This window comes from Alginatibacterium sediminis, from assembly GCF_003610775.1.
GTDB lineage: Bacteria > Pseudomonadota > Gammaproteobacteria > Enterobacterales > Celerinatantimonadaceae > Alginatibacterium > Alginatibacterium sediminis.
The window spans coordinates 934,094-960,654 of sequence record NZ_RAQO01000004.1; the positions used below are offsets into that span (position 1 = coordinate 934,094).

A 26,561-nucleotide genomic window follows, 5' to 3' on the forward strand; every position below is an offset into this window, starting at 1 on the left:
CTTGGTTTAAGCCCAACAATCGTGGACCTAAGATATAAGCCTTAGCTTAGAAGAAGTAACGAACTTTCAAGCCAACGTGGTTATCAGAGAAGTCACCACGACGTGTATCTTCTTTTGACTCAACGCGGCGGTATTCACCACCAACTTGTACTTTTTCATCAATGTGGTAAACCACACCAGCTAAGTAGGTAGAACGTTTACCATCAATGCCTTGTAGTTCATTCTTATCAAAATCTACAACAGAAAGATAAGCATATGGTTCGAAACCATTGTCAAACTTATAAGCACCGTATAAATCGAATGCTTTAGCATCGCCCATACGCGCGCTATTGTCTGAACCTGGGTTAGAAGTTGAGATACTATTAGCTTGGAAGCCTGTTGCGTGGTAGTTTTTACCATCAACATAAGTTGCAGCTATGTGTACACCGTTTTGCTTATAGATAGCAGATAAAGCTGTTGCTTTGATCTTGTCGCCATCTTTAAGACCGTTCCAAGTATCACCGCCGTTACCTTTCAAACGCGATTCAGTATAAGCCACACCTAGGTCAAGACCCATGTCTAAGCTATAAACTGCCGCGGCACCTGCGTTACGATCGCGGTCTAGAGAAGTTGTACTTGTAGATTCAAGCTCATTTTGCAAACCATATTGAGCACCGATATACACGTTGTTGAAGGTATGAGACCAAGCTAGAGTTTTGTCAGCACGACCCGCACCTGAAGTGCCACCGTCGTCGACTTGATAGATACCACCCGCATCGTGGTCAGAAACAAAAATCACATCAGTTGCGCCAAATACAGGGTATACAGCACCCCATTGTTTACCAGCGCGGAAAGCACCCGCAACATCTGAGTTAAAAGTCATATAACCTAAACGGTTAGTTACTACATCATCCTTGCCGTTAGCAAGGTAGTCTACTTTCCATTCTGCGAATGCATCAATAGATAGGTCATCGTTGATTTGACGCTCAAAACCAAAGTTGATGCGAGAAGAACCACTATGAGCATCTAGGTCACGGTTAGTACCGTCATTAAGAATCATTTCTGCACGACCGCCAATTGTTACTTTGTTTTGGCCATCGTCGTAAATTTCGATTGCTGATGCTTGTGCCATCATCAGGCTTGGAATTGCGAGTGCTAGAATAGTTTTTTTCATTGTTCTGCCTTTTAATTAGAGATCTATTAGTCTCATCCTTGACTGGTGCATCTTGCACCTAGGTGTTTCCAGCAGTGACATCCATTTAGCGAGTGACATACTTCACAATTTCGAACTGTGTATCAAGTGTTTTCGTAGAATAAAATACCGTTCGGTTAAAAGTTAACCAATTAGATATTAGAAAATGTAAATATTGCTTAATAAATGCAGTTGGGCTTGCAGAGTATTTGTACTAAACTGGTCTTATGAGTTTGTAGGTTGTAGAGAAAAGGAAGCAAAATGATAGACATTTCAGTAAGCGAAGGTATCGCTCGGGTGCACGTTACAAAAAACCTAAGTAAAGACGATTTTGCACGCTTACAACACGAAGTTGATAGCCGAGTGGGTAGTGAAGATGAAGTCAATGGGCTATTAATAGAAAGCCAGGAGTTACCGCACTGGGATTCATTGGCCGCGCTTAGCGCTCACCTTAAGTTTATCCACAATCATCACAAGAAATTGAAAGCTGTTGCTATCGTCAGTGACGCTGCAAGCAATAGCTTATTAAAGCTATTGCCGCAGCATTTTGTGAAAGCTCAAATCAAAGTGTTTCCAAGTAACCAACAACAAGCCGCCAGTTTATGGATTATGACTGAAGCCGGTACTGCGATGCTTTAAGCCGCATTGGAAGCCAGATTGGGTTCAATACGGCTTCCGGTTTTACCATCAAAGAAGTGCAAGTCAGACTTACAAACAACCAAGTTTAGCAGCTGTCCTTCGCTAAGCTTGGTTTGTCCAGTTAGCCGCACAACCAAGGGCTTAGTACTTCCGTCAAGATTACAATAAGCCAGAAGATCAGCCCCTAAGGCTTCAATCATTTCAACTTTCACCACAAAGCTTTGCTCTTGGGCTGCGTTTACAACTGTGATCTGCTCGGGCCGGATGCCCAAACGATAATCTTGGCAACTCATTTCATGACAGTTATTCGCTATGACTTGTTCTCCAACTCGCACCTGACCTGCATGGTCAATTGAGGCATCGCATAAGTTCATCGCGGGTGAACCAATAAAAGTGGCCACAAACTCACTCGCAGGTTTGTCGTAAACCTGTATTGGCGTACCTATCTGCTCTACTTTACCCGCGTTTAGCACAACGAGCCTGTCAGCTAGGGTCATCGCTTCCACCTGATCATGAGTTACATAGACCGACGTGGTATCTAAACGGCGTTGTAGTTTTTTTATTTCTAAGCGCATTTGTACCCGAAGCTTTGCATCGAGGTTGGACAAAGGTTCGTCAAACAGGAATACCTTGGGGTGTCTGACTATCGCTCGACCCATTGCGACGCGTTGCCGTTGCCCTCCTGAAAGCTGCCTTGGCGTGCGCTCAAGTAAATGGGTCAGCTCTAACATAGTTGCAGCCTCTCGGACTTTGAGATCAATTTCAGCCTTGGGATACTTTCTATTTTTTAGGCCATAAGCCATATTCTTGTAGACACTCATATGCGGGTATAGTGCGTAGTTTTGAAACACCATCGCAATGTCGCGATCACCAGGTTCCACTTTGTTAACACAGCGTCCGTTAATCTTCAATTTACCACTGCTCACTGTCTCTAAGCCGGCCATCATTCGTAGTAATGTCGATTTCCCGCAACCACTTGGGCCCACCAACACTAACATCTCGCCGTCATTTATATCTAAGCTTAGTGCTTCAATTGCGCAGTAACCATTAGGGTAGGTTTTGCCAACCTGATCAAGTTCTAAAGTCGCCATATTATTTTTCAGTCTCCACTAAACCTTTCACAAAAAACTTTTGCATTCCTACAACTACGACTACCGGTGGCAGCATCGCTAATACTGTTGTCGCCATAATACGATTCCATGCCACTTCCCCATCGGGTACGGACAACATATGCTTGATCCCCATCACAATGGTGTAGTAGTTAGAGTCGGTAGTAATCAACAAGGGCCAAAGATATTGATTCCAACCATAGATAAATGTGATCACAAATAGCGCAGCGATGTTAGTCCGCGACAGCGGTAACAAAATGTCGAAAAAAAACTTAATTGGCCCGGCGCCATCAATACGAGCAGCTTCTAAAAGTTCAGGAGGTACGGTCATGAAAAACTGTCTAAATAAGAAGGTTGCAGTTGCGCTAGCAATTAAGGGAATGGTTAACCCACTAAAACTATTAAGCATGTCTAGGCTAGCGATCACCTGAAACGTTGGCATAATTCTTACTTCAACTGGCAGCATTAAGGTCATAAACACTAACCAAAACGCCAGCATCCGACCCGGGAATCTAAAGAATACCACTGCATATGCCGACAAAATCGAAATGCTGAGTTTTCCTAAAGTGATACCAAAAGCCATGATGGTTGAGTTGAGCATCATACTCGCCACACTAACATCCGACTCTCGAGATGCGGTTTGACAAAGTACATCAGCAAACACAGTAAAACCTAGATCGCCAAACCAAAGCGGCACCCTACCCGATACGAATACATAATTTGGGTGCGTAGTTGCCACTAATGCTACCCAAACCGGCAATGCCACTGCTGCAATCCCAAGCACTAGCATAATGTGGGAAAAAGCAGTCAACCAAGGACGTTGTTCAACCATTAGTAAGCCACCCTTTTTTCTACGTACTTAAATTGAATAACAGTGAGCACACCAACTAAAGCCATCAAAACCACTGATTGAGCCGCTGAAGCACCAAGATTTAGACCGATAAACCCATCAGAATAGACCTTGTAGACCAAGATAGAAGTTGAAGTTCCAGGCCCACCTTGCGTCATGGCATGAATCACCCCGAACGTATCGAAGAATGCGTACACAAGGTTTACCACCAGCAGGAAAAAGCTTGTTGGAGATAGCAAAGGAAATACTATCGTCCAAAACCGTCGCCATGGGCCAGCACCATCAATAGCAGCAGCTTCTATCAGAGATTTGTTAACTGCTTGCATACCAGCGAGAAAGAACAAAAAGTTGTAGGAGATTTGTTTCCAGGTGGCTGCTAAAACAACCATCCACATCGCATCACTTGCATTAAGTAATGGATTCCAATTGATCCCCAACGCTGCAAGCAAATGCGCTAACACACCGATGCTAGGGTTTAGCAGAAATAACCACAATACTCCCGCAATTACTGGCGCAACCGCGTAAGGCCAAATTAAAAAAGTTTTGTAAATACCGCCACCGCGAATTACCCGCTGGGCCAGCACCGCTAAAAACAAAGCACTAGCCATCGCAATAATGGCAACAGAGAAACTAAACACTAGGGTGCTGAACATAGATTCAAAATACAAACGGTCCATAAATAGGCTTACAAAGTTTTCCATACCGACAAACTCTGTACTTAATCCAAAGGCATCTTCCATTTGTAGGGATTGAAAAAGGGCCTGCGCTGCAGGCCATATGAAAAAAACCAGCGTAATCACCAGTTGAGGTGCCAGTAGTCCTATCGGTAACCACTTATGACCAAAGGATGCATTATTCATGTTGATAACTCGTAAGGGGAGATGTCTCCCCTTGTTAGGAAAAGGCTTTAACTAAGATTTCGAATTCACACGCTCAAAGTTTTTAAGTAGTTCGTTACTGCGAGCAGTTACCGCGTCTAATGCTTGTTGTGCGCTTTGTTTACCGGACCAAACTTGCTCCAATTCTTCATCAACGACGTCTCTAATCTGAACAAAGTTACCCAAACGAAGTCCTTTAGAGTTTTTCGTCGGTGTCACTGCCGTCATTTGCTCAATTGCGATTCGAGTACCTGGGTTTTCTTGATAAAAATTTTGCGATTCGGTTAGCTCAAATGCATCCTGCGTGATTGGCAGATAGCCAGTAAATTGATGCCAATCAGCTTGAACTTTGGCGCTTGATAGGTAGCTAAAGAACTCTGCAACACCTTCATAGTCTTGCTTAGGGTGACCTTGAAGAACCCAAAGTGACGCTCCTCCGATAATGGAGTTTTGCGGTTGTTCAATCACTGAAGGCCAATAAGGAAGTTCACTTACCCCAAACTCAGTATTTGGCATATTTTCTTTAATGCCTGCGTAACTAGCAGAGGAATTCATATACATTGCGCATTCGCCGCTATAAAACAGAGACGCAGCATCAGACGCTCGTCCGCCATACTTGAAGGCGCCTGTTTTCGACCATTGTTCCAATTTGGAAATATGGTCAACAAATGCTTTGTTATTGACTAACAACTCGGTGTCTAAACCACCAAAACCATTATCATTGCTTGCAAACGCTACGTTATGGCGAGCAGCAAAGTTCTCCAATTGAACCCACGATTGATAACCGGTGGTAAAACCGCACTGAGCACCAGAGGCCAGCAATTTAGTCGCCACCAACTCCAAGTCATTCCAGGTTTTGGGTGCATCAGCATCACTTAGACCCGCTTTTTCAAACATAGACTTATTGTAGTAGAGCACGGGCGTAGAACTATTAAAGGGCATTGATAACATCTCACCACTATTAGCCGTGTAATACCCGGTAACCGACGGTAAGAATGCAGTGGGGTCAAACTTTTCTTTACTATCATTCATTAACTGATGGACAGGATAAATAGCTTTATCAGCTGACATCATGGTCGCCGTGCCAACTTCATAAACTTGAACGATATGAGGCTGTTGCTTGGCCCTAAATGCAGCGATTGCACCAGTCATTGTTTCTGGATAACTACCTTTAAATACTGGTTTTACTACGAATTGGTCTTGTGTAGCGTTATATCCCTCGGCAATTTCATTTACTTTGTCGCCGAGACTTCCACCCATGGCATGCCACCATTGAATTTCAGTTGCCGCATTTACGGTACAGCTCATCAACACAGCTACTGCGCTTGCAGCTAGCATCACTTGTTTAGACATTAGGTATTCCCTTGTTTAGTCAGATATCGGGCTTAGCGTTTTTAATCGCTGCTCACTCTAAACAAGATGTTTGACTTTCATATGACCGTAAGGTGACAGTTTAATGACTACAGCCATGCAGATTTTTTGTTTCAAATCCAATTAAATCAGTCTCTTGAAGGACTGCCTTCATATTGTGATCACAATATATCTGTAACAATTTCGTCATCAAGCGTGCCTAGCATATCCAAGATAAACGGAAATTTGACAGGATTGTTACCATGTTACTGACAGCGCATCGCGGACTGAGTAGTTTGGCACCAGAGAACACGCTTGCCTCAATCAGCAAAAGTAAACAACTGGGTATTGATTGGGTAGAGATCGATGTTCAACTCAGTTTTGACAACGTGCCTGTCGTTTTCCACGACGCTAACCTACTGCGCTGTTGCGGCGTAAATAAACAAGTTTCGCAGTTAAGTTGGGATCAACTCAAATATATGGATGTAGGTTCTTGGTTTAGGTCAGAATTTGTGCATGAGTCACTCCCAAGCTTAAGTCAATGCTTGGAGCTCTGCGCTTCTTTAGACCTAAGTTTGAATCTCGAGATAAAGCACTATCAAGGCCGCGACCTTATTCTTCTATGCGAGCGGATCGCCCAATGCATAGAGCAGCACGGTTTTCCAGCTTCACAATTATTGTTTTCTAGTTTTTCACAACAAGCCCTGCAAATTATGCTTGAGCGTTTACCTAATGTGCGCCGCGGGTTACTTTGCCGGCGACTGCCTCCTGACTACTTAGAACAACTAAAGCGTTGTCAGGCTTACAGTGTCCACTGTCACTTTCAAGAAATTTCACGATTGCAAGTCAAGCACCTGAAGCAAAACGGCTACATTGTTGCATGTTTTACCCCCAACAACCCGCAACAAGTTACTCATCTTCGTGACTGGCAAGTGGATGTATTAATCACTGATTGTCCACAAGACTTTGTTACCCAATGGCAATTGTAATCGGCATCTAAGCGATGTAAAGATTTTGCTTTAACAATCGAAAAAGCAACTCATCTTGAAGCTTCTAAAATACTGAAGAAGGACTAAACAGACGGTTATTTCTCTGCTAGTCTCTATTGCCTTTTTGCCGACGAGAAAAATGGATGTTACACGCACTAAGCTCTGGGTTTGCCCTTGGGTTTTCACTAATTTTGGCGATCGGGGCTCAAAATGCCTTTGTGTTGAAACAAGGCTTAAAACGCCAACATGTTTTCGCTGTATGTTTATGTTGCGCGTTAAGCGATGCAATACTAATAACAGCCGGAGTGGCCGGTTTTGGCACTATCGTACAACAGTTTCCTAGTTTAGAAATCATCGCTCGCTATTGCGGGGCTACATTTTTAATCATCTATGCGCTATTAAGTTTAAAGACTGCTTTTACCAAAAAACACAGCTTAGAGCTAAACCAAGACACTCAGTACAAACTGCTGCCGATAATTGCAACTTGTCTCGCCTTAACTTGGTTAAACCCACATGTGTACCTAGATACCGTGGTGTTACTAGGATCGATTTCGACTCAATACCCTGGGCTTGAATTTTATTTTGGTCTTGGCGCGGTTATATCATCATTCGTTTTCTTTTTTAGTCTAGGTTATGGTGCAAAGTTTTTGATTCCGGTGTTTAGTACGCCTAAAGCTTGGAAAGTTTTTGAAGTGATAGTCGCAGTATTGATGTTCGCTATTGCTCTGAGTTTGATAAAAGGCTAGATGGCTTGTGCAACAAGTCCTGCCCATAACCAATCAAAGCTATCGCTTAACTCTTGCTCTAGCGGCCGCCCGACAATCCAGCACTCTTGCGGTTCAAACACATCTAAAACATGTTGAGGGGCATTGCAATGTTGCCACTTCATCAATGATAACTGATAGAAACTGTTAATAAACTGCCGCCTTTGCGCCAAACTGTTACTACAAAATGGCGCAATTGATTGTGCCAATGCATCCATAATACTAGCTGCTTTTAGCTTAAAGTTTTTCACCACCGCTGCCGATATATTTTGTTCGAGCACTATTGGAGCAGCAAGTCCTAACAGCATGAATTGCGGGTTGTTGAGATAGAAATTAATCATCAATGTCTTTAACTGCTCAATATCGTCTAGATCTTGAGCGAACACTTGCTCTAAAGGCTCACTGAGCTGTAGCAGTAGACTTAAAAAAATCTCTTCTCGCGTCGAAAAGTAGCGATAGATCACTCCCTTAGTCACACCGGCTTGTTTGGCAATTTGGTTGGCGCTGGGTAATTCATGCGATGTATTGAGCAACGATGATAGCGCATCAATAATGGACTGTTTTCGTAGTGCTTTTTCATCAACACTACGGGCTCGTTTTTTGTTTTCGTTCATACCATCTCGTACATTTAGTCGATCAAGAGCTTTCCAATGCTTCAATTGTATCAACAATCGTTTGCTCTGTGCTTATGGTTTTCCAGTTAAGGTTTTCATAAAGCGCTCTATCGCTGTAACGTTGTTGCTTACCAATATATTCTTCTACAGTGCTGCGTGTCATTAGCCTTTTACTACCTGTAAGCTTAGCACTCAACCAATCAATAACGGGTAGGCATTGGCATAGCCAAATTGGCAGCTCCTTCTCACTAACCTTAATCTTGCGATGCTGTTTGATTTGAGCAATCAACGACTTTGCATCAAAATCAAAACTTGCGGCGACAAATCGCTGTTTGAGATCACTCTCCATAACCAAAATGTGTGCCGCGGCTACATCTCTAACATCCACGTAAGAAAAGTGCATCGGTAAGGCAAAGGGGATCTTGCCTTTTAACAGTTGATCAATCACTTCGATTGAGTCAGTTTTTTCACCATGATAGGGGCCAATAACAGACGCCGGTAATACGGTTGCTAGATTTACATCTAGCTCTTGTGCAAGCTTCCATGCTGCTTGTTCGGCTATCGCTTTAGACCGCGAATACAGTTGTGAACTGTGCGTGTTGTACACCTCATTACTTAAGGGGGCGCTGCCAATATCAGCGCCACCAATCGCAACTATAGAAGAGGTACACACAACCCGCTTAACCGACTTGCGCTTTGCCACTCGCATAACATTTTCAGTCATAGCTAAGTTAGGCTTCACGATGGCATCTATTTCGTTTATCGAGTTATCAAATATCGCTGCAAGATGAATGACATAATCGCAGCCTTGCATGCCTTGGGCCAAGCTTTCAAGGTTTAAACAGTCACCATCACGCAACTGCACGTTTAGCGCTTTAAGGTCCGAATAATCTCGATGTTCGAGATCACGAACTAAAGCTATAACTTGATAGCCTTTCTCTATTAGTTGCTTACAGACTTGATATCCTATGTGTCCATTTGCCCCGGTTACAAAAACTGTTTCTTTCATCACTCTTCCATAATTAACCACCAGTCATTTATATAAATTACCACCAGTCATTTATTTTGCAAGCTTTTTGGATAAAAAAACGAGCAGCTGACTTAGCAGTGCTCGTTCGCAGTTTTTGGGCAGGATTTTAACGGTTTAACTTTTATAGAACGAGTCGGTTTTAACCGCCATGATAAAATCGTTCTTGTGTAAACCGCGGATAGCATGCGTCCACCAACTAATTTTTACTTTCCCCCACTCGAGTAAAATAGCCGGGTGGTGCCCCTCTTCTTCGGCAAGGTGTGCAATCTCATTGGCAAAATCAAGGGCGAGTTTAAAATTCTTAAAACGATATTCGCGTTCAAGCATCATCACACCATCGATTACAGGCGCCGACCAACTTGGCAATTGCGTCATAAATTCTTTGAGCTCTACGTCTGTGACTTGCGGTGCGCCCGCTTGGCACGCTTCACATTTTAATTGGCTTAAGTTTTCCATGTTAGTTCTCTATTGTATTTTTTGTAGGGTATAAGGCGTCAAACAAAGGCTTTTGCATTGCGTCTCTAACTGCTTGCATAATATCCATATTCGCTATTTCGAATAACTGTGCAAAGCTTTCAATCTCAAAGTATAGCGGTTGCATGATATCAATTCGGTAGGGGGTACGAAGAACCCTGTCCAAATCGAAGCTTAAACGCTTCGCTTGCTCGCCCAAGCAGTATAATGTCTCACCCGGCGAACTGAGAATGCCGCCTCCATAAATCTGCGTCTTTTTTGCTGATTTTAGCAAACCAAACTCAACCGTAAACCAATACAAACGCGCGAGATAAACACGCTGTTTAGCACTAGCAGCCAAGCCTAGCTTTCCATATTGCTCAGTAAAATATGCAAAGTCTGGGTGAGTCAATAATGGACAATGGCCGACTATTTCATGAAAAATGTCTGGCTCTTGTAAGTAGTCAAAATCCTCTCGGCGACGAATAAACGTTGCCACTGGAAATTGCTTGCTCGCTAATAATTCGAAAAACCTTTGAAACGGAATCAACGCGGGTACCGCTGCTGTTTTCCATCCGGTTGCTTGGTTTAGTACTTGATCAATGTCGCTTAATTGCGGCACATGATCAGTGGGTAAGTCTAAGCTCGCAAGGCCATGCATGTATTCATCACATGCGCGACCGGCAAACAAATCTCGCTGGCGAGCCATAAGGTCGCGCCAAACTCGATTTTCGTCGTTACTATAGTCGATTCTTCCTTGGCTATTTGGCTGCATGGCCAAATAAGCGCTAGGTGTGCTAGCAGCCATGTTGTCACTCTGTTGTAGATAACAACATCATTACAACCATGACACAAACTAGTTACAAGTGAAACTTACCTAAAGTGCGATGGACTTCACAACTCAAACTTAAGCAGATTAATCAGCCAAGATTCCATTCAATAACAGATTTTTGCTCTAGAACTTGTGTTCTAACAATCAACTTACCAATCGACGACCGTCGATTCCAAACGCTGCATTAGACTTTTGAGTAAGACTTGTTCTTCAGGGGCAAAATCTTGCAATAAACGACTTTCGTAGTGCTTCGCAATCGGTATAATTTTTTGATATATCGCTTGCCCTTCTTGACTAAGGCTTAGACTAAAACGACGTTTGTCGTCGTTGTCAGCTTGACGCTGCAAGTACCCTTGCTGCTCTAGCTTGGCTGTCGCTCGGCTAATCGCAACTTTGTCCATGGCTGTTTTTGAGGTCAATTGAGCAGCTGAAGAATTTGGAAACCGCCCCACTACAGCCATCACACGCCAACTTGCAATGCTAAGTCCGAACTCCCTGCCATAACTTTCAGCAATAGCATTACTCACTGTATTGGAGAGTACCGACAGTCGATATGGCAGGAAATCTTCTAAGATTAAAATGTGATCTTCTTCAAGCATTTTGACGCTACCTTAGGAATTTAGTTTCAATTGCAACCATTTTAGTTTCATATGTAACAATAAATCTACAACTCGCTTACATACTGTAAGTCGATGTTAACGAACTACGATTGTGCGAGCAGTGTAAAAGCACGTCAACTTAAATAACTGGAGACTACAATGGCTAACCTTTTTGATAACCCAATGGGAACAGATGGCTTCGAGTTTGTCGAGTATGCTGCGCCAGAACCTGAACTTTTGCGCGCTTTATTCGAACAACTGGGATTTACCCATATTGCAAATCATCGCAGCAAGGATGTTAGCCTTCATCGTCAGGGCGACATTAACTTTATTATAAATGCTGAAGAAGATAGCTTTGCCCAAGGCTTTGCCCGCGAACATGGTCCTTGCGCATGCGCGATGGCGTTTCGAGTTAAAGACATCGCTAAAACAATAGCTAAGGCCAAGGCTTCCGGTTACACCGTTATCGAACAGCAGGTGGGGCCTATGGAACTTAACATTCCGTGCATAGAAGGCATTGGAGGCTCTCGCTTATATTTAGTTGACCGCTACGGCGACAACAACATTTATGATGTCGACTTTATACCCACCGGCAAGACTGCTAGTAACCATGCTGGCCTAACTTATATTGATCACCTCACTCACAATGTTGCCACAGGTAATATGGACAAGTGGGCAAACTTCTATACCGATTTATTCAACTTCAGAGAGATCCGCTACTTTGATATTGAAGGAAAGTTAACCGGGCTTAGAAGCCGAGCTATGACAAGTCCTTGTGGGAAAATTAGAATTCCGATTAACGAGTCCAGCGATGATAAGTCACAAATTGCCGAGTACATTGAAGAGTACAATGGTGAAGGCATACAACACATAGCTCTTGGTACTAAAGATATATTCGAGAGTGTTGATAAGTTAGCTTCTCGTCAAGTTCAATTCCAAGTCACGCCTGACACCTACTATGAACTGCTCGATACCCGAGTACCTGACCACGGTGAGTCTTTAAACGAACTGCAATCTCGGAATATCCTTTTAGACGGAGCACCAACTGAAGGGCAAGGTTTGCTACTTCAAATTTTCACTCAAACCGTTATTGGCCCGATTTTCTATGAAATTATTCAACGTAAGGGCAACGAAGGGTTTGGCGAAGGTAATTTCCAAGCCTTGTTCGAAAGTATCGAGCTAGACCAAATTAGACGCGGTGTAATTTAAGCATTCTTGCCAACGCAACTTGGAGTCAGCATGAACAACTGGATTAACATACCGCTCAAACAAGGTCAGTGCAGCAAACAAGCGCACGCTGATTTACCACAAGGCAGCTTTGAGCGAGAAATTGGCAGAGAAGGTTTTTTTGGTCCGGCTACGCATATTTACCATGCGCACCGCCCTACTTCTTGGCTAGAGTTTGATGGACCGATCCGACCACGGGCGTTTGATTTATCCAAACATGAGCAACAAACACCTTGCCCAAGCTCTGCCTGTCCAATTCTATGCAACGCCGATTGTAAAATTGGCTACTGGAACTTGGACACAGCTATGCCTGATCTTTATCGCAACGCCGACGGTGATCAGTTGATGTTTGTTCATCAAGGTTGTGGGGAGTTGTTTTGTGATTACGGGCATATGACCTATCGCGACGGAGATTACCTGCTAATACCACGCGGCACACTGTGGCGTATAGAGCCCAAACAAGCCAGTGCGTTTCTACTAATAGAAGCTACGGGTTCAGCTTTTAAACTCCCTGATCGTGGAATATTGGGGCAACACGCGCAGTTTGATCCGGCGATTCTTGAGTACCCTCAACTCAATCAGGCGTTTATCGACCAACAAGGGGAGCAAAGCTGGAAAGTACGGATTAAAGCACGCCAAGCCATAAGTACTATGCGCTTTGGCTTTAATCCCCTGGACGCAATCGGCTGGAAAGGTCAGCTTAGCGTGTTTAAGCTTAACTGGCGCGATATACGCGCGGTAATGAGCGACCGCTATCATTTGGCACCATCGGCGCATACCAGTTTCGTCGCCCCAGGATTTGTCGTTTGCACGTTTACACCTCGGCCGATTGAGAGCGATCCAGGCGCACTAAAAGTCCCCTTTTTCCACTCCAATGACGATTATGACGAGTTTTTATTCTATCACCGTGGTCAGTTTTTTAGTCGCGACAACATACATCCAGGGATGAGTACCTTACACCCTGCCGGTTTTGCGCATGGACCCCATCCGAAAGCCTTTGCGACAGGGCAAACGAACCAACGTAAAGCCACTGATGAAGTCGCAGTGATGGTCGATACTCGTCAAGCACTAAATGTAGAAGAAACGGCTGAATCCTTTGAATGGACTGGCTACGTAAACTCTTGGCAAGAAGCGTAAATTAGGACACAACATGAAATTAGCATCTTTAAAATCAGGCCGAGATGGCCGTTTAATAGTGGTTAGCCGAGATTTAAGCCGGGCGGTTGAAGTCAGCAATATTGCCCACACCATGCAGCAAGCTCTTGATAACTGGCAACAAACAGAACCTCGACTACAAAATATCTACCAGCAATTAAATGAGCAGCAAAGCCTTGGGTTTGAGTTCGACCAACAAGCCTGCCATTCTCCGCTCCCGCGCGCCTATCACTGGGCTGATGGCAGTGCTTACGTCAATCATGTCGAGTTGGTTCGCAAAGCACGCGGAGCGCAAATGCCAGATTCATTTTGGCATGATCCCTTAATCTACCAAGGTGGCTCGGACACCTTTTTAGCACCCACCCAAGATATACAAATACCAGAATTAGACTGGGGTGTTGATTTTGAGGCAGAAATTGCGATCATCGTTGACGACGTGATGCTTGGATGCAGTACTAAAGACGCCGGCCAACATATCAAGCTAATATGTTTGGTTAATGATGTATCGCTGAGAAACCTGATCCCAGGTGAATTAGCCAAAGGGTTTGGTTTTTATCAATCCAAGCCTTCGAGCGCATTTTCTCCTGTGGCTGTCACTCCTGATGAACTCCATACTCATTGGCAAGACAGTAAGGTTCATTTACCCTTGAGCGTGCATTTTAATAATGAGCTTTATGGCCAACCTAATGCTGGTGTCGATATGACCTTTGACTTTAGTCAGTTGCTAAGCCATGCCGCGAAGTCACGCCCGCTTGCAGCAGGTACAATTATTGGTTCAGGCACAGTTTCAAATAAAGATAGAAGCGTTGGTTCATGCTGCATCGCCGAGCAACGAATGTTAGAAACTATCGAACACGGCAAACCAATTAGTTCATTTATGCGCTATGGTGACAATATTCGTATCGAAATGTTCGATCATCAGCAAAACAGTATTTTCGGCCAAATTAATCAAAACTTACACCCGGTCGAGTAAGGATTCAACATGCTTACCCTGTTCAGTTATTTTAGAAGTGGCGCCTCGCATCGAGTTCGGATTGCTTTAAACCTTAAAGCAGTCGACTACCACATTGAAGCGGTGCACTTACTCAATAATAGCGGCGAACACCGTCAACAGAGCTATACCAAGCTCAACCCTCAACAGTTGCTTCCCAGCTTAGTCTTAGACGATGGCACCGTGATCAGTCAGTCACTTGTTATCATCGACTACCTTGAGCACGCTTACCCACAGCTACGCTTATTACCAGCTGACATAAAACTTCGAGCAAGGGCCTTACAAATTGCTCACTGCTTAGCCATGGAAGCACAACCTTTGCAAAATCTACGGGTATTGCAATATTTAGAGCATCATCAGCAATTTGATGCGGCTCAAAAACAAGATTGGATTCAGCATTGGATGCGCCCGGCTCTGCATAGTGTCGAGTCCTGGTTAGAGGAATGGTCTCCAGAGCAATCAAAATTTCGATTTTGTATTGCAGAGCAAGTCAGTATTGCAGATTGCGTGCTAATCCCTCAACTCTTCGCCGCTCAGCGTTTTGGAATTGACTTAAACGACTACCCTAGGCTTGCGCAAATTTTTACACACTGCAGTCGTTTACCCGCGTTCATCGATGCCGCTCCAGAGAACCAGATTGATGCCCCTGTAACAGCGGAGTTTAGTTAAGTATGAAAGGTATACTAGATAAGCAACAGGTGGCTGATTTATTCATTGACCAACATAGTGTCATGGTTGGTGGATTTATGGCCAATGGTGCTCCTGAGTTGTTAATTGATATTTTGCTGGATTCAAAACTGCGAGATTTACATCTTATTTCCACCGACACTGCGATGCCAGATAAAGGTAGCGGACGACTCATTACCGCCAAACGGATAAAACGTCTTACCGCTTCTCATATCGGCCTCAACCCCAATACCGGAAAACAAATGTTTGCCGAAGAGCTCGATGTTGAACTCGTACCTCAAGGATCCTTAGCCGAACGGATCCGCTGCGGTGGCGCAGGTCTTGGCGGGGTTCTTACCCCAACTGGACTAGGCACCTTAGCCGCCGAGAATAAACGCGTTATCGAAGTTGAAGGGCAGCAGTTTTTGCTAGAGCTGCCTCTGCGCGCGGACATTGCACTCATAAAGGCCAGCAAAGCCGATGAACGCGGCAATCTGTTCTATGCTAAAACGACACGAAACTTTAATCCATTAATGGCAACCGCAGCGACGCTAGTAATCGCACAAGTAGATGAAATTGTTGCTAAAGGTCAACTAGAAGCCGAGAGTATTGCTACACCGGGAATATTCGTTGACTACCTCTATTGCCCGGCGCATCAAAACCAAAAGGAATAAGCGTGGATAAACGTCATTGGATAGCCCAGCGAGTTGCTAAAGAACTAAAAAACGGCGACGTTGTGAACCTCGGCATCGGTTTACCCTCTTTAGTTGGAAACTATGTCGCTTCAAATGTTGAACTGATCATTCAGTCTGAAAACGGATTATTGGGTCTCGATGGTATGGCAAACGAAGACCAAGCTGACCCAGACTTAGTCAACGCTGGCGGGCAAGCAATTACAGCCGTTGAAGGCGCATGTTATTTCGATAGTGCTATGAGTTTTACCATCATTCGCGGTGGTCATGTCGACGTGAGTATTCTTGGTGCTTTAGAAGTTGACCAAGATGCAAACCTCGCTAATTGGTTAGTGCCGGGGAAATTGGCTCCAGGCATGGGTGGTGCCATGGATCTCGTTGTAGGTGCTCGCACGGTTATTATTGCAATGGAACACACCAATAAAGGCAAGCCTAAATTACTAAAACGCTGCAGTCTTCCCTTAACTGCAACGGGTCAGGTCAACCTAGTCGTCACTGAATTCGGCGTTTTTAAACCCAATACACGCGGCTTTGAAGTTCTAGAACTGGCACCTAATGTGAGCCTAGAAATGGCGCAAGCAGCCAGCCAAGCTACATTGTATGTTTCAGCTTAGCTGATACTAAACATGGACAAGCGAAATCTTGTTCAGCGCTATACAGCAAAACAAAGGTCGACTGAGCTTAACGCGTATTACAAAGCCTACCTTATAAGCTCGTATTTGCTGCAACAGGCGCTGGCAACGGGTCTTATGTTTTGCAGCGCGTATAACTTGGTGCATACTAACGCTATCAACATTCACGCCTTTAGTACTTTTACCTATGAGCTACACACGAGTGTGCTCCGCTGCTTAATAAATGGATTTTTATGATACTTTCTGACCATACATCTCAAACGACAACATGGATGACAAAAGCGAAACTCGTCGTCTTATCAAGCTTCATTAGTGTTGCTCTTACGGCTTGCGAGAACACAGCGAAAGGTGCAGGTCAAGGAGCTCTGGCAGGGGCTGCAGGCGGTTTGGTATCAAGTTTAATTTGGGGAGGAGATGCACTTGAAGGCGCCGCACGTGGCGCAGCGGTCGGTGCTGCTTCGGGCGCAGTCATTGGCGCTATGCAGGATTCAAATACAAGCTCAACACCAAGCAGTACCAGTGCTCCAGAGCAAGAACAATCATCGCAGATGCCTGAACGAACGCTAAGCGAAGAACAGCTCATCGCCAATATCGGTAAACCCGCTGTGGATGGGATCGTTGCCTTGGCACAGTGCGATTATAATGGCGCCTTAAACAATGCCCAATTAGCAAGAGACTCGGCGAACAGCGAGCATCAAGAAGCAGGAATTTGGGTGCAAGCCCTAACCTTTGCTGAAACTGGCGATGTGGATAAACTAAATGCAAGTTACGCTGACATTATCAAGTTAGATAAGCAGGTTAGTAACATTCTTGAAGTTCAATCTGAACTATCCAAAGGCTTAGACAAGCTTAAAGGTGTTCGCGCAGAACACGATTTACCGACAAGCTGCTCGTAATCAAAAAGCCTAAGAGCGCTTAGCAATTCGCTCTTAGGCATTTGTGAACTTTTAAGCTAAAGCCAATGTGAAACTATTGCAACCCTCATGCAACCACCCACTGTTTATCTAAGCCGAATATCCTATACTATTGAGTCTCTATTCAACTCTTCTTAATATCGAGCGCTCTGTGGAAGTAGAACTACTAGAAATTCGAAATTTCATCTTCCAATATCCCCCCTTTGATCAGTTACCTGAAGAAGCCTTGATCGAAGTTGCTAAAAACGTAGAAATTTCTTATTACCGTGCTGACAGCATGATTATTGAAGCCGGTGATAAAATCCATGACTTGTTTATGATACGAAGTGGCGTCGTTGAAATCTATCGCCGCACAGGGGAACTTTATAATCGTCTCGACCAAGGTGGCCTGTTTGGACAAATGGGCTTGCTGACCAATAACAAGGTTCGCTTCCCAGTTAAATCCGTAAACGATACCTTGCTCTATTGTATTCCTGAAACCGTCTTTGAGGCCTTTTGCGAGCGTTACGAAGCCTTTGCAGACTTCGTGGAAGTCGAAGGTAGTATTCGTCTGCAACAAGCGGTCGAAGACAACAGCGATGATGCTAACTCACTCACAACCTCCAAGGTAAAAACCTTACTCAGTGGCGACCCTGTCATGCTAGCGTGCACCACGAGTATTCAAAATGTCGCCAAGATCATGTCCGAAGAAAATGTCTCAGCGGCACTGATTAGCGACCCAAACCAAGTTGACGAGGGTGGAAACAGTTTCGTCGGCATCATTACCCAGCGAGATTTATGTGCCAAGGTCATTGCACAAGGTTTAGATGTTGAAACCCAAGTTGTCGAAGTCATGTCGACCGAGCTTATATCGCTTGATCACAATGCCTATATATTCGAAGCCATGTTGTTGATGCTTCGTTACAACGTTCACCATTTACCTATCCTTAAAAACAAACAACCGATAGGGCTGATCGAAGTCTCGGATATTATTCGTTACGAGTCGCAAAACAGCCTATTGTTTGTCAGCAGTATTTTCCAACAAAACAGCATCGACGATTTAATCCTACTCTCCAGCCAGCTAAAAGACTGCTTTGTACGCATGGTTAATGAAGACGCCAATTCGCATATGGTTGGCCGAGCAATGTCGGAAATTGGACGCAGTTTTAAGCAGCGACTTCTCGAATTAGCAGAAGAGAAGCTTGGCCCACCACCTATTCCATACTGCTTTTTAGCACTGGGCTCAATGGCACGCGATGAGCAGCTCATTGTCACCGATCAAGACAATGCAATTATTTTAGATAACGAGTATCAAGAGAATTTGCACGGCGACTATTTCAAACAATTGGCAAGCTTCGTTTGCGACGGTTTAGCTGCTTGTGGCTACAAGTATTGTACTGGCGATATCATGGCAACGAATCCAGAATATAGAAAAACCCAGTCACAATGGGAAGCATGTTTTTCAGATTGGATTGATAACCCCAACCCGCAAGCCTTACTAAATTGTTCCATTTTCTTTGACCTAAATGGTGTTTACGGCAGACCTAAGTGGGCCGAACAACTCAACGCGTTTATTCTTAGGAAAGCAAAAAAGAACAATCGATTTTTAGCCTGTCTTGCCAGAAACGCGTTAAACCGCACTCCTCCACTTGGCTTTTTCAAAGATTTTGTCATGGAAAAGGATGGCCAACATAAGAACTCAATTAATTTGAAGCGCCGAGGCACAGCGCCCTTAGCGGATTTAATTAGGGTGCACGCTTTAGCCATTGGTTCGCAGTCACAAAACTCGTTTGACCGTTTAGAAGACATCATTGAAGCCGGTATTTTGCCCAATTCCAAGGGTAAAGATCTACAACATGCGATGGAGCTTATTTCGTTGGTTCGCATTCGCCACCAAGCCCTAGATATCGATGCGCAACAAGAACCTGATAACAATATCGAACCTGAGAATATGTCAGATTTTGAAAGGCGTAATCTAAAAGATGCGTTTTTGGTACTCAGTAGCGCGCAAAACTTTCTGAAGTTTCGCTACACTGCCAATAGTATGCAGGCCAAGTGATGCATAACTTTACCAATAAAGAAATTTTAAACTGGAAAGAGTTTTTGCGGCTCAAAGCCTTACAAAGCAAAGATAAACGGCTTAATAGCTTTTATGAGGCAAGTACCTACCATGCGGAAACAAAATTAAAGGATATTGAGTTTGTGGCATTGGACTTTGAAACAACCGGTTTAGATGCCCAGCAAAATAGTATTATTAGCATCGGCTTAGTCCCTTTCACCCTAAAACGGATTGCATGTAGAAAGGCCAAACATTGGTTCGTCACTCCAGAAGATAAGCTACAAGAAGATTCTATTATCATTCATGGCATTACTCATTCTGATCTTAAAGGAGCCCCCGACTTACGCCGAATCCTGGAGCAACTATTAGATGAGTTGGCCGGCAAAATTGTTGTCGTCCATTATCGACGAATAGAACGCGATTTTTTTGATGCAGCGCTTCGAAGCCTAATCAACGAAGGCATTGTCTTCCCTGTTGTGGATACCATGCAAATTGAAGCCGATATACTGCAAGCCAAGCCTAAAAAACTCATTAGCTGGTTCAAGACTCAAAAACCGCCTTCAATTCGACTCGCTAATACTCGTACTCGCTACAATCTACCAACCTACCCGCCGCACGACGCACTGACCGACGCAATAGCCACCGCGGAGCTGTTGCAGGCGCAAATTAGTCACCATTTCACCGCGAATACGCCAATCAAACAACTGTGGTTGTAAATCAACAGCTATAAAAAAACCGAGTAAAATCACTCGGTTTTTTTCATAACGACAAAGCCTTATCAGCCAAGGCGTTTTTCAGTTCTAAGTCCCATCAGCAAGCTGACGCACATCACTAACAACACAAAGGTAAACGGCAATGCCGTTGAAATAGCCCCTGCCTGCAAAGCTTCAATCGCTTGAGTGCCACCAACCCAGACTAACGCAGCTGCAATTGCACCTTCAACAAATGCCCAGAAAATGCGTTGTGGTACCGGTGCGTCGACCTTACCGCCAGAGGTAATGCTATCAATAACTAGCGAACCCGAGTCTGACGAGGTTACAAAGAAAACCAGAACCAATACAATTGCGAGCAATGACAAAATGCTGCCCATAGGCAAGGCATCAAACATTTGGAACATTGCCAGCGGTACTTCGGTTAGTCCTTTTTCGCCTAAGGTGCCCACTTTATTCACGATCTGATCAATGGCAACGCCACCAAATACTGACATCCACAGTGTGGTGACCACGGTTGGAACAATCAATACCGCAGAGATAAACTCACGAATCGTACGACCACGAGAAATGCGCGCGATAAACATACCAACAAATGGGGACCACGAAATCCACCAAGCCCAATAGAAGACAGTCCAGCCATGCATCCAAGCTTCATCGTCGCGACCATGTGGATTACTTAGTGGAATAATGTTTTCAAGGTATCCCATGACCGTCGTTGGTATAGAACCCATAGAAACCGCAAAACTAACCAGAGCTACAAACACCACTAACGCAAGCGCTAAAAGCATATTGACATTACTGATGACTTTCACACCGCCATCTATGCCACGAACCACCGACACAATTGCTATCAAGGTCACAAAAAATATAATACCGATTTGCAGCAGTAAACCGCTATCCATTCCAAACACATGCGCAAAACCACTCGCCGCTTGTTGTGCTCCAAGTCCAAGCGAGGTTGCAAGACCAAATAAGGTCGCAAGTACTGCCAAGATATCAACAATATGTCCTGGCCATCCCCAAGTGCGGTCGCCTAATATTGGATAGAAGACTGAACGCATAGAAAGCGGTAAGCCTTTATTGAAGGCAAAAAAGGCTAAGGACAACGACACCACGCCGTAGATGGCCCACGGATGAAGTCCCCAGTGGAACATTGTCGCCCCAAGCGCCAACTTGGCAGCTTCTGGAGTATTCGCATCGACGTTGAGCGGAGTTTCATACCAACCAGTAAAATAAGCTACCGGTTCTGCTACGCCCCAAAACATCAAGCCTATACCCATACCAGCGGCAAACAACATGGCTATCCACGACAGAACTGAATAGTCTGCTTTCGCTTCATCGCCACCTAATCTAATTTTGCCATAAGGAGAGACGACGATCGCCAAACAAAAGATGACAAAAATATTGGCGGACCACATAAACAAACCATCAAACGCACCAATGATTTTCCATTTGACGCCGTCTAATGCTGCTTTTGATGTTTCCGGGTCGACCACGAGAATGGCCAGTAAGAAGAGTCCAATTAGGGATGCGCTAATTCCAAAGACAGGGTTGTGTACATCAAATCCCCATTTTTGAATATTATCTTGTCCGACAGTGTAATCGGTATTATCGATACTATATTTATCCGTATTTTTAGACATTTATCCTCGTTAAGAACGAATTCAATTCGAATTAGTATCGTTATTTTACGTTATAAGCTGCAAACTTGCAGTCTATTCCGTCAAAAAAACCTATTTTCAGCACCTTGACGGTTGTTTATGCTCCTATTCTTTCGCTGTTTAGTTACCCGTGTTAGATAATTAAACAGTTCATACATACTGACTGTCTGTAGATGATTGAGCTCAGTTAACAAGGCCAGTTCAAACCCAAATTGGATTAATTATAATGACTAACCTGTATTATCAAATGCTACATTTACGCTGTGCATTAGAATGAACTTAACCAAGCTTGCTAATAGCCATGCGAATTACGTGTTACGCATACACAGTTGTATAAATCTAGGTTTGAGCAGGAAAGATGCAGCCATTGACTTCGTATGGAGGGAAATGGTTTGCGTATAACAGCAAAGGCCGAGGAACAAACTCGGCCTTTGCCACTCCCTATCTAAAACTGTTTATAATCGCGATAACTGACCTTAAAGAAAATCACGTATAAAACCGGAACAATGATTAAGGTAAGTACAGTTGCGACACCTAAGCCGAACATGACTACAGCTGCCATGGATTCAAAGAACACATCTGAAATCAATGGCGCTACACCCAAAATCGTCGTCACTGCTGCCATACATACCGGGCGAACCCGACTAACCGCTGAATCAAACACCGCTTGATAGATCTCTTTTCCTGCTTCGATTTCAGTATTGATTTGATCAAGTAATACGATACCGTTTTTGAGTAGCATTCCTGACAAACTGAGCATTCCTAGTAAGGCCATAAAACCAAAAGGTTTTCCCAGAAACAACAATCCAGATGTTATGCCTATCATAGCCAGCGGAACGCAACACCAAATAACCAAAGGTTTTTTGACCGAGTTAAATAAAAATACGGTAATCAAGAACATAATTAAGTAGCCCATTGGCAACGATGCAAATAGCGCAGCTTGCGCATCACCCGATGATTCGTACTCCCCTCCCCACTGCAATTCATAACCCGATGGCATATCCAAGGCATCTATCTGCGGTTTAAGCACACTAAATAGTTCTGCTGGCAAGATGTCATGTTCAAAATCGGCATCTGCGAATATAGTGAGAGTGCGTTTTTTATCGCGGCGTTGAATAATTGGATCTTCAAATTTCACACTGAAGTCGTTAATTACTTGTTGAATCGGGATAAAGGTTTCAAGGCTCGGACTCCAAATTCGTAGACTTTCTAAGGAATCAATATCAATCCGTTCCGCTTGCGGTAAGCGACCAACAATAGGTAATAATGTGGTGCCCTCGCGGTAAAGACCAATATTAGTACCTGCAAATGCGAACTCTAAAGTTTGATCGACATCTGATTTATTAATACCTAAACGTCGGGCTTGGGTTTCATTAAAATTGGGTTCAATATATTTGACGCGGTCACGCCAATCATGACGCACGTTTACCGTTCCAGGGGTTTGGTTAAATATGTGGGTGACCTCAGCGGCGATTGAGCGCAATACATCTGGATCAGAGCCCGATATTCGCGCCTCTATTTTCGCATCTGTTGACGGTCCAATTTCCAGGTTCTTAAATTTGAACTGGGCCTGAGGAAACTCCATCTCTACTTGTTTACGAAGTGAAGACATCGCAGCGGCGGCAGTCTCTGGGTTCGTTGTTCTGACAGCCATTTGAGCGTAAGAGCCATAGCTTTTTTCTGGCGCATAGGTCAGCATAAAGCGCTGAAATCCTTTACCCACAGAAGACGATACAAACTCAACAGCATCAGTTGCTATCGCCATTTGTTCTATCTTCCCTACTGACTCATTGGTTTCACGAATATCAGTTCCTTCAGGCATCCATACATCAACTAAGAAAATTGGCGTTGATGATGGCGGAAAGAAAGACTGCTTAACAGAGCCAAATCCATAGACTGAAACGACAAACAAACTGACGACGATAATAAGAGTGGGCCATTTAAAGCGCAAACAAAAATCTAGTAGTGTTTTGTAAGCGTTGAAAAAGGCACCTTTATAGGGGTCGTTATCGTCTCCTTCAGTTTGAGCATCCCCTTCTTTGCCAAAAAACAATTGTGCAAAAAACGGAGTGATTGTAATTGCAGTCACCCATGATAAAAATAATGAGAACAAGAGAACCCAAAACAAAGACCCTGCAAACTCACCCGTTGAATCTGGCGAGAGGCCAATAGGAGCGAATGCGGTAATCGCAATTATAGTGGCTGCAAGTAATGGCCACATGGTTTGTCCAACAATTTCTTTGGCGGCCTCTAAGGTACTTAGGCCCTTTTTACGACCCATTAAAATGCCTTCAACAACCACAATCGCATTATCTACCAACATTCCAAGCGCAATAATTAAAGCGCCTAATGAAATGCGTTGTAATTCAATTTCAGCTTGTTTCATTAAAATGAATGTTCCTAAACAGGTTAAGAACAAAATCAAACCAATTAAAATACCGCTTTTTAGCCCCATAAATATCAGCAATACTACAATGACAATAGCTACGGCTAGCACCAAGTTCCAAACAAAAGAACTGACCGATTTATCAACTTCCTGTGGCTGGTTATACATAGACTCAATGGTCATTCCAGCCGGACGCGCATAGTCAATTTCGTTAAGTTTGGTTTCAATCAACTTGCCTACTTCGACAACGTTAACCCCACTGGTAAAGGAAACCCCGATGTTGATCGCTTGATTTTGGTTATAACTAACGAGATTAGTTGGTATTTCTTGGTAGCCTCGCGAAATTGTTGCAACATCTTTAAGATAAATAAGTTTATCTCCGCCAGTTCCAGGAATAATCAATTCACCTAATTGCTCAACTGACCTAAACGCTCCCGTAGGCCTTATGGTTAACTGGTCCCCTGCAATTTGGATATTACCTGCCGAAGTCACCATGTTTTGTGAATTAAGCAAACTGGTTATCAACGCTGGGTCTAAATTAAAGGTCGCTAATTTCTGAAGTGATATTTCTATAAAAACTTGTTCGCTTTGTTCTCCCGCTAAAGTAACTTTGCCGACTCCAGGCACCAGTTCTATTTCGCGTTTAACGTAATCAACATAGTCCTGTAAATTTTTGTACGCATAGTTCTCACCGGAGACCATGTACATAATCCCGTAAACATCGCCAAAGTCATCATTGACTAAAGGAGTTGACACGCCCGGAGGTAACTGCGACTTCATGTCCCCTACTTTACGACGCAATTCGTCCCATATCTGCGGTAGTTGATCGGGCCCGTAGATGTTCTTCATGGTGACAGTGATTTGTGACATCCCAGGGGTACTTAAGGAAGTGATGTAGTCTACATAAGGTAGCGCCTGAATTGCCTTTTCGATCGGATAGGTCACCTCTTCTTCGACTTCAGTAGATGTTGCCCCTTGATACATTGTTACTACGACAGCATCTTTAATCGTAAACGGTGGATCTTCAAGTTGGCCCAAGCCCATAAATGATATGGCTCCGCCAATTAGCAGAATTAGCGTAAACATCCAACTAATAATGGTATTTTTTACGAAATAGCCTGCAATATTCATTGGTTACCCTTCTTTATAGCTACAACTTGCCCGTCAATTAAACGATTTGCACCAAGGGAAACAATGACATCGCCGTCATTGAGGCCTTGTTTGATTTCCACCATATCGCCAGAAAGTGTGCCTAATACGACCTCTTGTTTTTCTACCGTTTGATCGTCTTTATAACGCCAAACCGTCGCAAGTTGCTGACTGATCGGTGAATCATCAGGCATAACGACTGAAGCAACAGGCACCAAAAACTCACGGTTATGAGTATGCGTCAAATCAGATAGGTCAATTGATACGGTAGCTGGCATCCCCTCTAATACCGCATACCGGCTCTCCACAGGGACCAAAAAGGTCGCTATATAGCTTCGACTACTTGGGCTTTTCTCTAAATTCAATTCGTAAGGTTTAGCTGTAAATGACTGACCAGGAAAGGCTTCGTAGTTAACTTCAACGTCTAGCTTTGAAATTCTATCGCGGCCTAATTTGGCGACCGACAAAATGATATCAGGTAACTGGACATCTATTTCTACGAAATCAATTTTGTGCAGGCTTAAGACTTCCAAACCTGGCTTGGTATTAACGAAGGGGTCGGTAAACACATCACCAATTACGCCATCAAACGGCGCTTTTAGTTCGGTATATTCAAGCATAAGTTGGGCTTTTTTAAATTCCGCGAGCGCGACCAAATATTCGGCTTGCATTTTGTCATACTCAGTTTGTGACAAAAGCTCTTTATCCAACAGGGTTTTCGCCCGCTTAACCTGCTGATCGGTGAGAGTTAAGCGCGCTTGTCTATCATCTACGACTATTTGATAGTCGCGCGTGTCTAACACCGCTAACAAATCACCCTTATTAACTTTCTGCCCTTTGTTTACCGCTATGGATTTAATTTCACCATCGACTCGAAACGAAAGATTAACAAGATCATGGGCTCTTACGATACCGTTAAAATCGCGTTCGACGTTATTGATCGTTTCAGGTAATTCATAAACTTCAACAGTTTGGATAGGTAGTTCAATGGTTTCTACGTCGCTACAAGCCGATAGCATGATCGTCAGTAAACTGGCAACTACAGTTTTGTTCAACATA

The 26,561-nt window shown here is 43.9% G+C and carries 25 protein-coding genes; 12 read left to right on the forward strand and 13 right to left on the reverse strand.

Features of this window, described 5'->3' with window-relative positions; genetic code table 11:
* Positions 1-46: 46 nt before the first annotated feature.
* On the reverse strand, positions 47-1,153 hold the full coding sequence (locus DBZ36_RS07235) for a porin (RefSeq protein ID WP_120354233.1): 1,107 nt from the start codon (positions 1,151-1,153) through the stop codon (positions 47-49).
* A 279-nt stretch (positions 1,154-1,432) separates the two neighbouring features.
* On the opposite strand from DBZ36_RS07235, the gene DBZ36_RS07240 reads away from it, so the two are divergent.
* Positions 1,433-1,810, forward strand: a complete 378-nt coding sequence (locus DBZ36_RS07240; protein WP_120354234.1) for a SpoIIAA family protein — start codon at positions 1,433-1,435, stop codon at positions 1,808-1,810.
* Here the strand turns inward: DBZ36_RS07240 and DBZ36_RS07245 are convergent.
* From DBZ36_RS07245 to ugpB, 4 genes are read right to left on the reverse strand one after another with little or no spacing between them, the layout of a single operon-like run.
* Positions 1,807-2,901, reverse strand: a complete 1,095-nt coding sequence (locus tag DBZ36_RS07245; RefSeq protein WP_120354235.1) for a sn-glycerol-3-phosphate import ATP-binding protein UgpC — start codon at positions 2,899-2,901, stop codon at positions 1,807-1,809. The genes DBZ36_RS07240 and DBZ36_RS07245 overlap by 4 nt on opposite strands.
* Position 2,902: 1 nt before the next feature.
* Positions 2,903-3,751, reverse strand: coding sequence for a sn-glycerol-3-phosphate ABC transporter permease UgpE (gene ugpE, locus DBZ36_RS07250; RefSeq protein ID WP_120354236.1), 849 nt, complete (start codon positions 3,749-3,751; stop codon positions 2,903-2,905).
* On the reverse strand, positions 3,751-4,629 hold the full coding sequence (ugpA, locus tag DBZ36_RS07255; RefSeq protein ID WP_120354237.1) for a sn-glycerol-3-phosphate ABC transporter permease UgpA: 879 nt from the start codon (positions 4,627-4,629) through the stop codon (positions 3,751-3,753). Before ugpA ends, ugpE begins: the two co-directional genes overlap by 1 nt.
* A 51-nt stretch (positions 4,630-4,680) precedes the next feature.
* Complete coding sequence (ugpB, locus tag DBZ36_RS07260; protein WP_120354238.1) at positions 4,681-6,000, reverse strand: sn-glycerol-3-phosphate ABC transporter substrate-binding protein UgpB; 1,320 nt, start codon at positions 5,998-6,000, stop codon at positions 4,681-4,683.
* A 260-nt stretch (positions 6,001-6,260) separates the two neighbouring features.
* Between ugpB and DBZ36_RS07265 the strand changes: the two genes are divergently transcribed.
* The gene (locus DBZ36_RS07265; protein WP_120354239.1) at positions 6,261-6,986 is read left to right on the forward strand and encodes a glycerophosphodiester phosphodiesterase family protein; all 726 of its coding nucleotides are present in this window, start codon (positions 6,261-6,263) and stop codon (positions 6,984-6,986) included.
* A 143-nt stretch (positions 6,987-7,129) separates the two neighbouring features.
* Positions 7,130-7,732, forward strand: coding sequence for a LysE/ArgO family amino acid transporter (locus tag DBZ36_RS07270; RefSeq protein ID WP_120354240.1), 603 nt, complete (start codon positions 7,130-7,132; stop codon positions 7,730-7,732).
* On the opposite strand, the gene DBZ36_RS07275 is transcribed toward DBZ36_RS07270, so the two are convergent.
* From DBZ36_RS07275 to DBZ36_RS07295, 5 genes are all read right to left on the reverse strand, one after another.
* Positions 7,729-8,364, reverse strand: coding sequence for a TetR family transcriptional regulator (locus tag DBZ36_RS07275; RefSeq protein WP_120354241.1), 636 nt, complete (start codon positions 8,362-8,364; stop codon positions 7,729-7,731). The two genes, DBZ36_RS07270 and DBZ36_RS07275, sit on opposite strands and share 4 nt — an antisense overlap.
* A gap of 22 nt (positions 8,365-8,386) precedes the next feature.
* A complete protein-coding gene (locus DBZ36_RS07280; protein ID WP_120354242.1) occupies positions 8,387-9,373 on the reverse strand; it encodes an NAD-dependent epimerase/dehydratase family protein in 987 nt (328 codons plus the stop codon).
* Positions 9,374-9,508: 135 nt separating this feature from the next.
* Complete coding sequence (locus DBZ36_RS07285; protein ID WP_120354243.1) at positions 9,509-9,850, reverse strand: 4a-hydroxytetrahydrobiopterin dehydratase; 342 nt, start codon at positions 9,848-9,850, stop codon at positions 9,509-9,511.
* Position 9,851: 1 nt separating this feature from the next.
* On the reverse strand, positions 9,852-10,655 hold the full coding sequence (gene phhA, locus DBZ36_RS07290) for a phenylalanine 4-monooxygenase (protein ID WP_120354244.1): 804 nt from the start codon (positions 10,653-10,655) through the stop codon (positions 9,852-9,854).
* Positions 10,656-10,828: 173 nt separating this feature from the next.
* Positions 10,829-11,278, reverse strand: a complete 450-nt coding sequence (locus DBZ36_RS07295; RefSeq protein WP_120354245.1) for a MarR family winged helix-turn-helix transcriptional regulator — start codon at positions 11,276-11,278, stop codon at positions 10,829-10,831.
* A gap of 159 nt (positions 11,279-11,437) precedes the next feature.
* Here DBZ36_RS07295 and hppD point away from each other — a divergent pair, with 159 nt between their 5' ends.
* From hppD to DBZ36_RS07340, 9 genes are all read left to right on the forward strand, one after another.
* The gene (gene hppD / locus DBZ36_RS07300) at positions 11,438-12,487 is read left to right on the forward strand and encodes a 4-hydroxyphenylpyruvate dioxygenase (RefSeq protein ID WP_120354246.1); all 1,050 of its coding nucleotides are present in this window, start codon (positions 11,438-11,440) and stop codon (positions 12,485-12,487) included.
* Positions 12,488-12,517: 30 nt separating this feature from the next.
* Positions 12,518-13,642, forward strand: a complete 1,125-nt coding sequence (locus DBZ36_RS07305) for a homogentisate 1,2-dioxygenase (protein WP_120354247.1) — start codon at positions 12,518-12,520, stop codon at positions 13,640-13,642.
* A 13-nt stretch (positions 13,643-13,655) separates the two neighbouring features.
* Positions 13,656-14,633 (forward strand): fumarylacetoacetate hydrolase family protein, encoded by a 978-nt coding sequence (locus DBZ36_RS07310; RefSeq protein ID WP_120354248.1) that lies wholly within the window; start codon positions 13,656-13,658, stop codon positions 14,631-14,633.
* Between the two features lie 9 nt (positions 14,634-14,642).
* Positions 14,643-15,320, forward strand: coding sequence for a maleylacetoacetate isomerase (gene maiA / locus DBZ36_RS07315; protein WP_120354249.1), 678 nt, complete (start codon positions 14,643-14,645; stop codon positions 15,318-15,320).
* 2 nt (positions 15,321-15,322) lie between these two features.
* Positions 15,323-15,991 carry a 3-oxoacid CoA-transferase subunit A gene (locus tag DBZ36_RS07320; RefSeq protein ID WP_120354250.1) on the forward strand — a complete coding sequence of 223 codons (669 nt, stop codon included), beginning with the start codon at positions 15,323-15,325 and terminating at the stop codon, positions 15,989-15,991.
* A 2-nt stretch (positions 15,992-15,993) separates the two neighbouring features.
* Entirely contained in the window at positions 15,994-16,623 is a 630-nt protein-coding gene (locus DBZ36_RS07325; protein WP_199711797.1) for a 3-oxoacid CoA-transferase subunit B, read from the forward strand.
* Between the two features lie 251 nt (positions 16,624-16,874).
* A complete protein-coding gene (locus tag DBZ36_RS07330; protein WP_199711798.1) occupies positions 16,875-17,537 on the forward strand; it encodes a glycine zipper family protein in 663 nt (220 codons plus the stop codon).
* A gap of 169 nt (positions 17,538-17,706) precedes the next feature.
* Positions 17,707-19,593, forward strand: a complete 1,887-nt coding sequence (locus DBZ36_RS07335; protein WP_120354251.1) for a DUF294 nucleotidyltransferase-like domain-containing protein — start codon at positions 17,707-17,709, stop codon at positions 19,591-19,593.
* Entirely contained in the window at positions 19,593-20,309 is a 717-nt protein-coding gene (locus DBZ36_RS07340) for a 3'-5' exonuclease (RefSeq protein ID WP_120354252.1), read from the forward strand. Before DBZ36_RS07335 ends, DBZ36_RS07340 begins: the two co-directional genes overlap by 1 nt.
* A gap of 62 nt (positions 20,310-20,371) precedes the next feature.
* On the opposite strand, the gene DBZ36_RS07345 is transcribed toward DBZ36_RS07340, so the two are convergent.
* The 3 genes from DBZ36_RS07345 to DBZ36_RS07355 form a co-directional block, all read right to left on the reverse strand.
* Entirely contained in the window at positions 20,372-21,949 is a 1,578-nt protein-coding gene (locus DBZ36_RS07345; protein WP_120354253.1) for a BCCT family transporter, read from the reverse strand.
* A gap of 463 nt (positions 21,950-22,412) precedes the next feature.
* Complete coding sequence (locus DBZ36_RS07350; protein ID WP_120354254.1) at positions 22,413-25,484, reverse strand: efflux RND transporter permease subunit; 3,072 nt, start codon at positions 25,482-25,484, stop codon at positions 22,413-22,415.
* Positions 25,481-26,560, reverse strand: a complete 1,080-nt coding sequence (locus DBZ36_RS07355; RefSeq protein WP_120354255.1) for an efflux RND transporter periplasmic adaptor subunit — start codon at positions 26,558-26,560, stop codon at positions 25,481-25,483. The genes DBZ36_RS07350 and DBZ36_RS07355 overlap by 4 nt, the downstream gene beginning before the upstream one ends.
* Position 26,561: the final 1 nt, after the last annotated feature.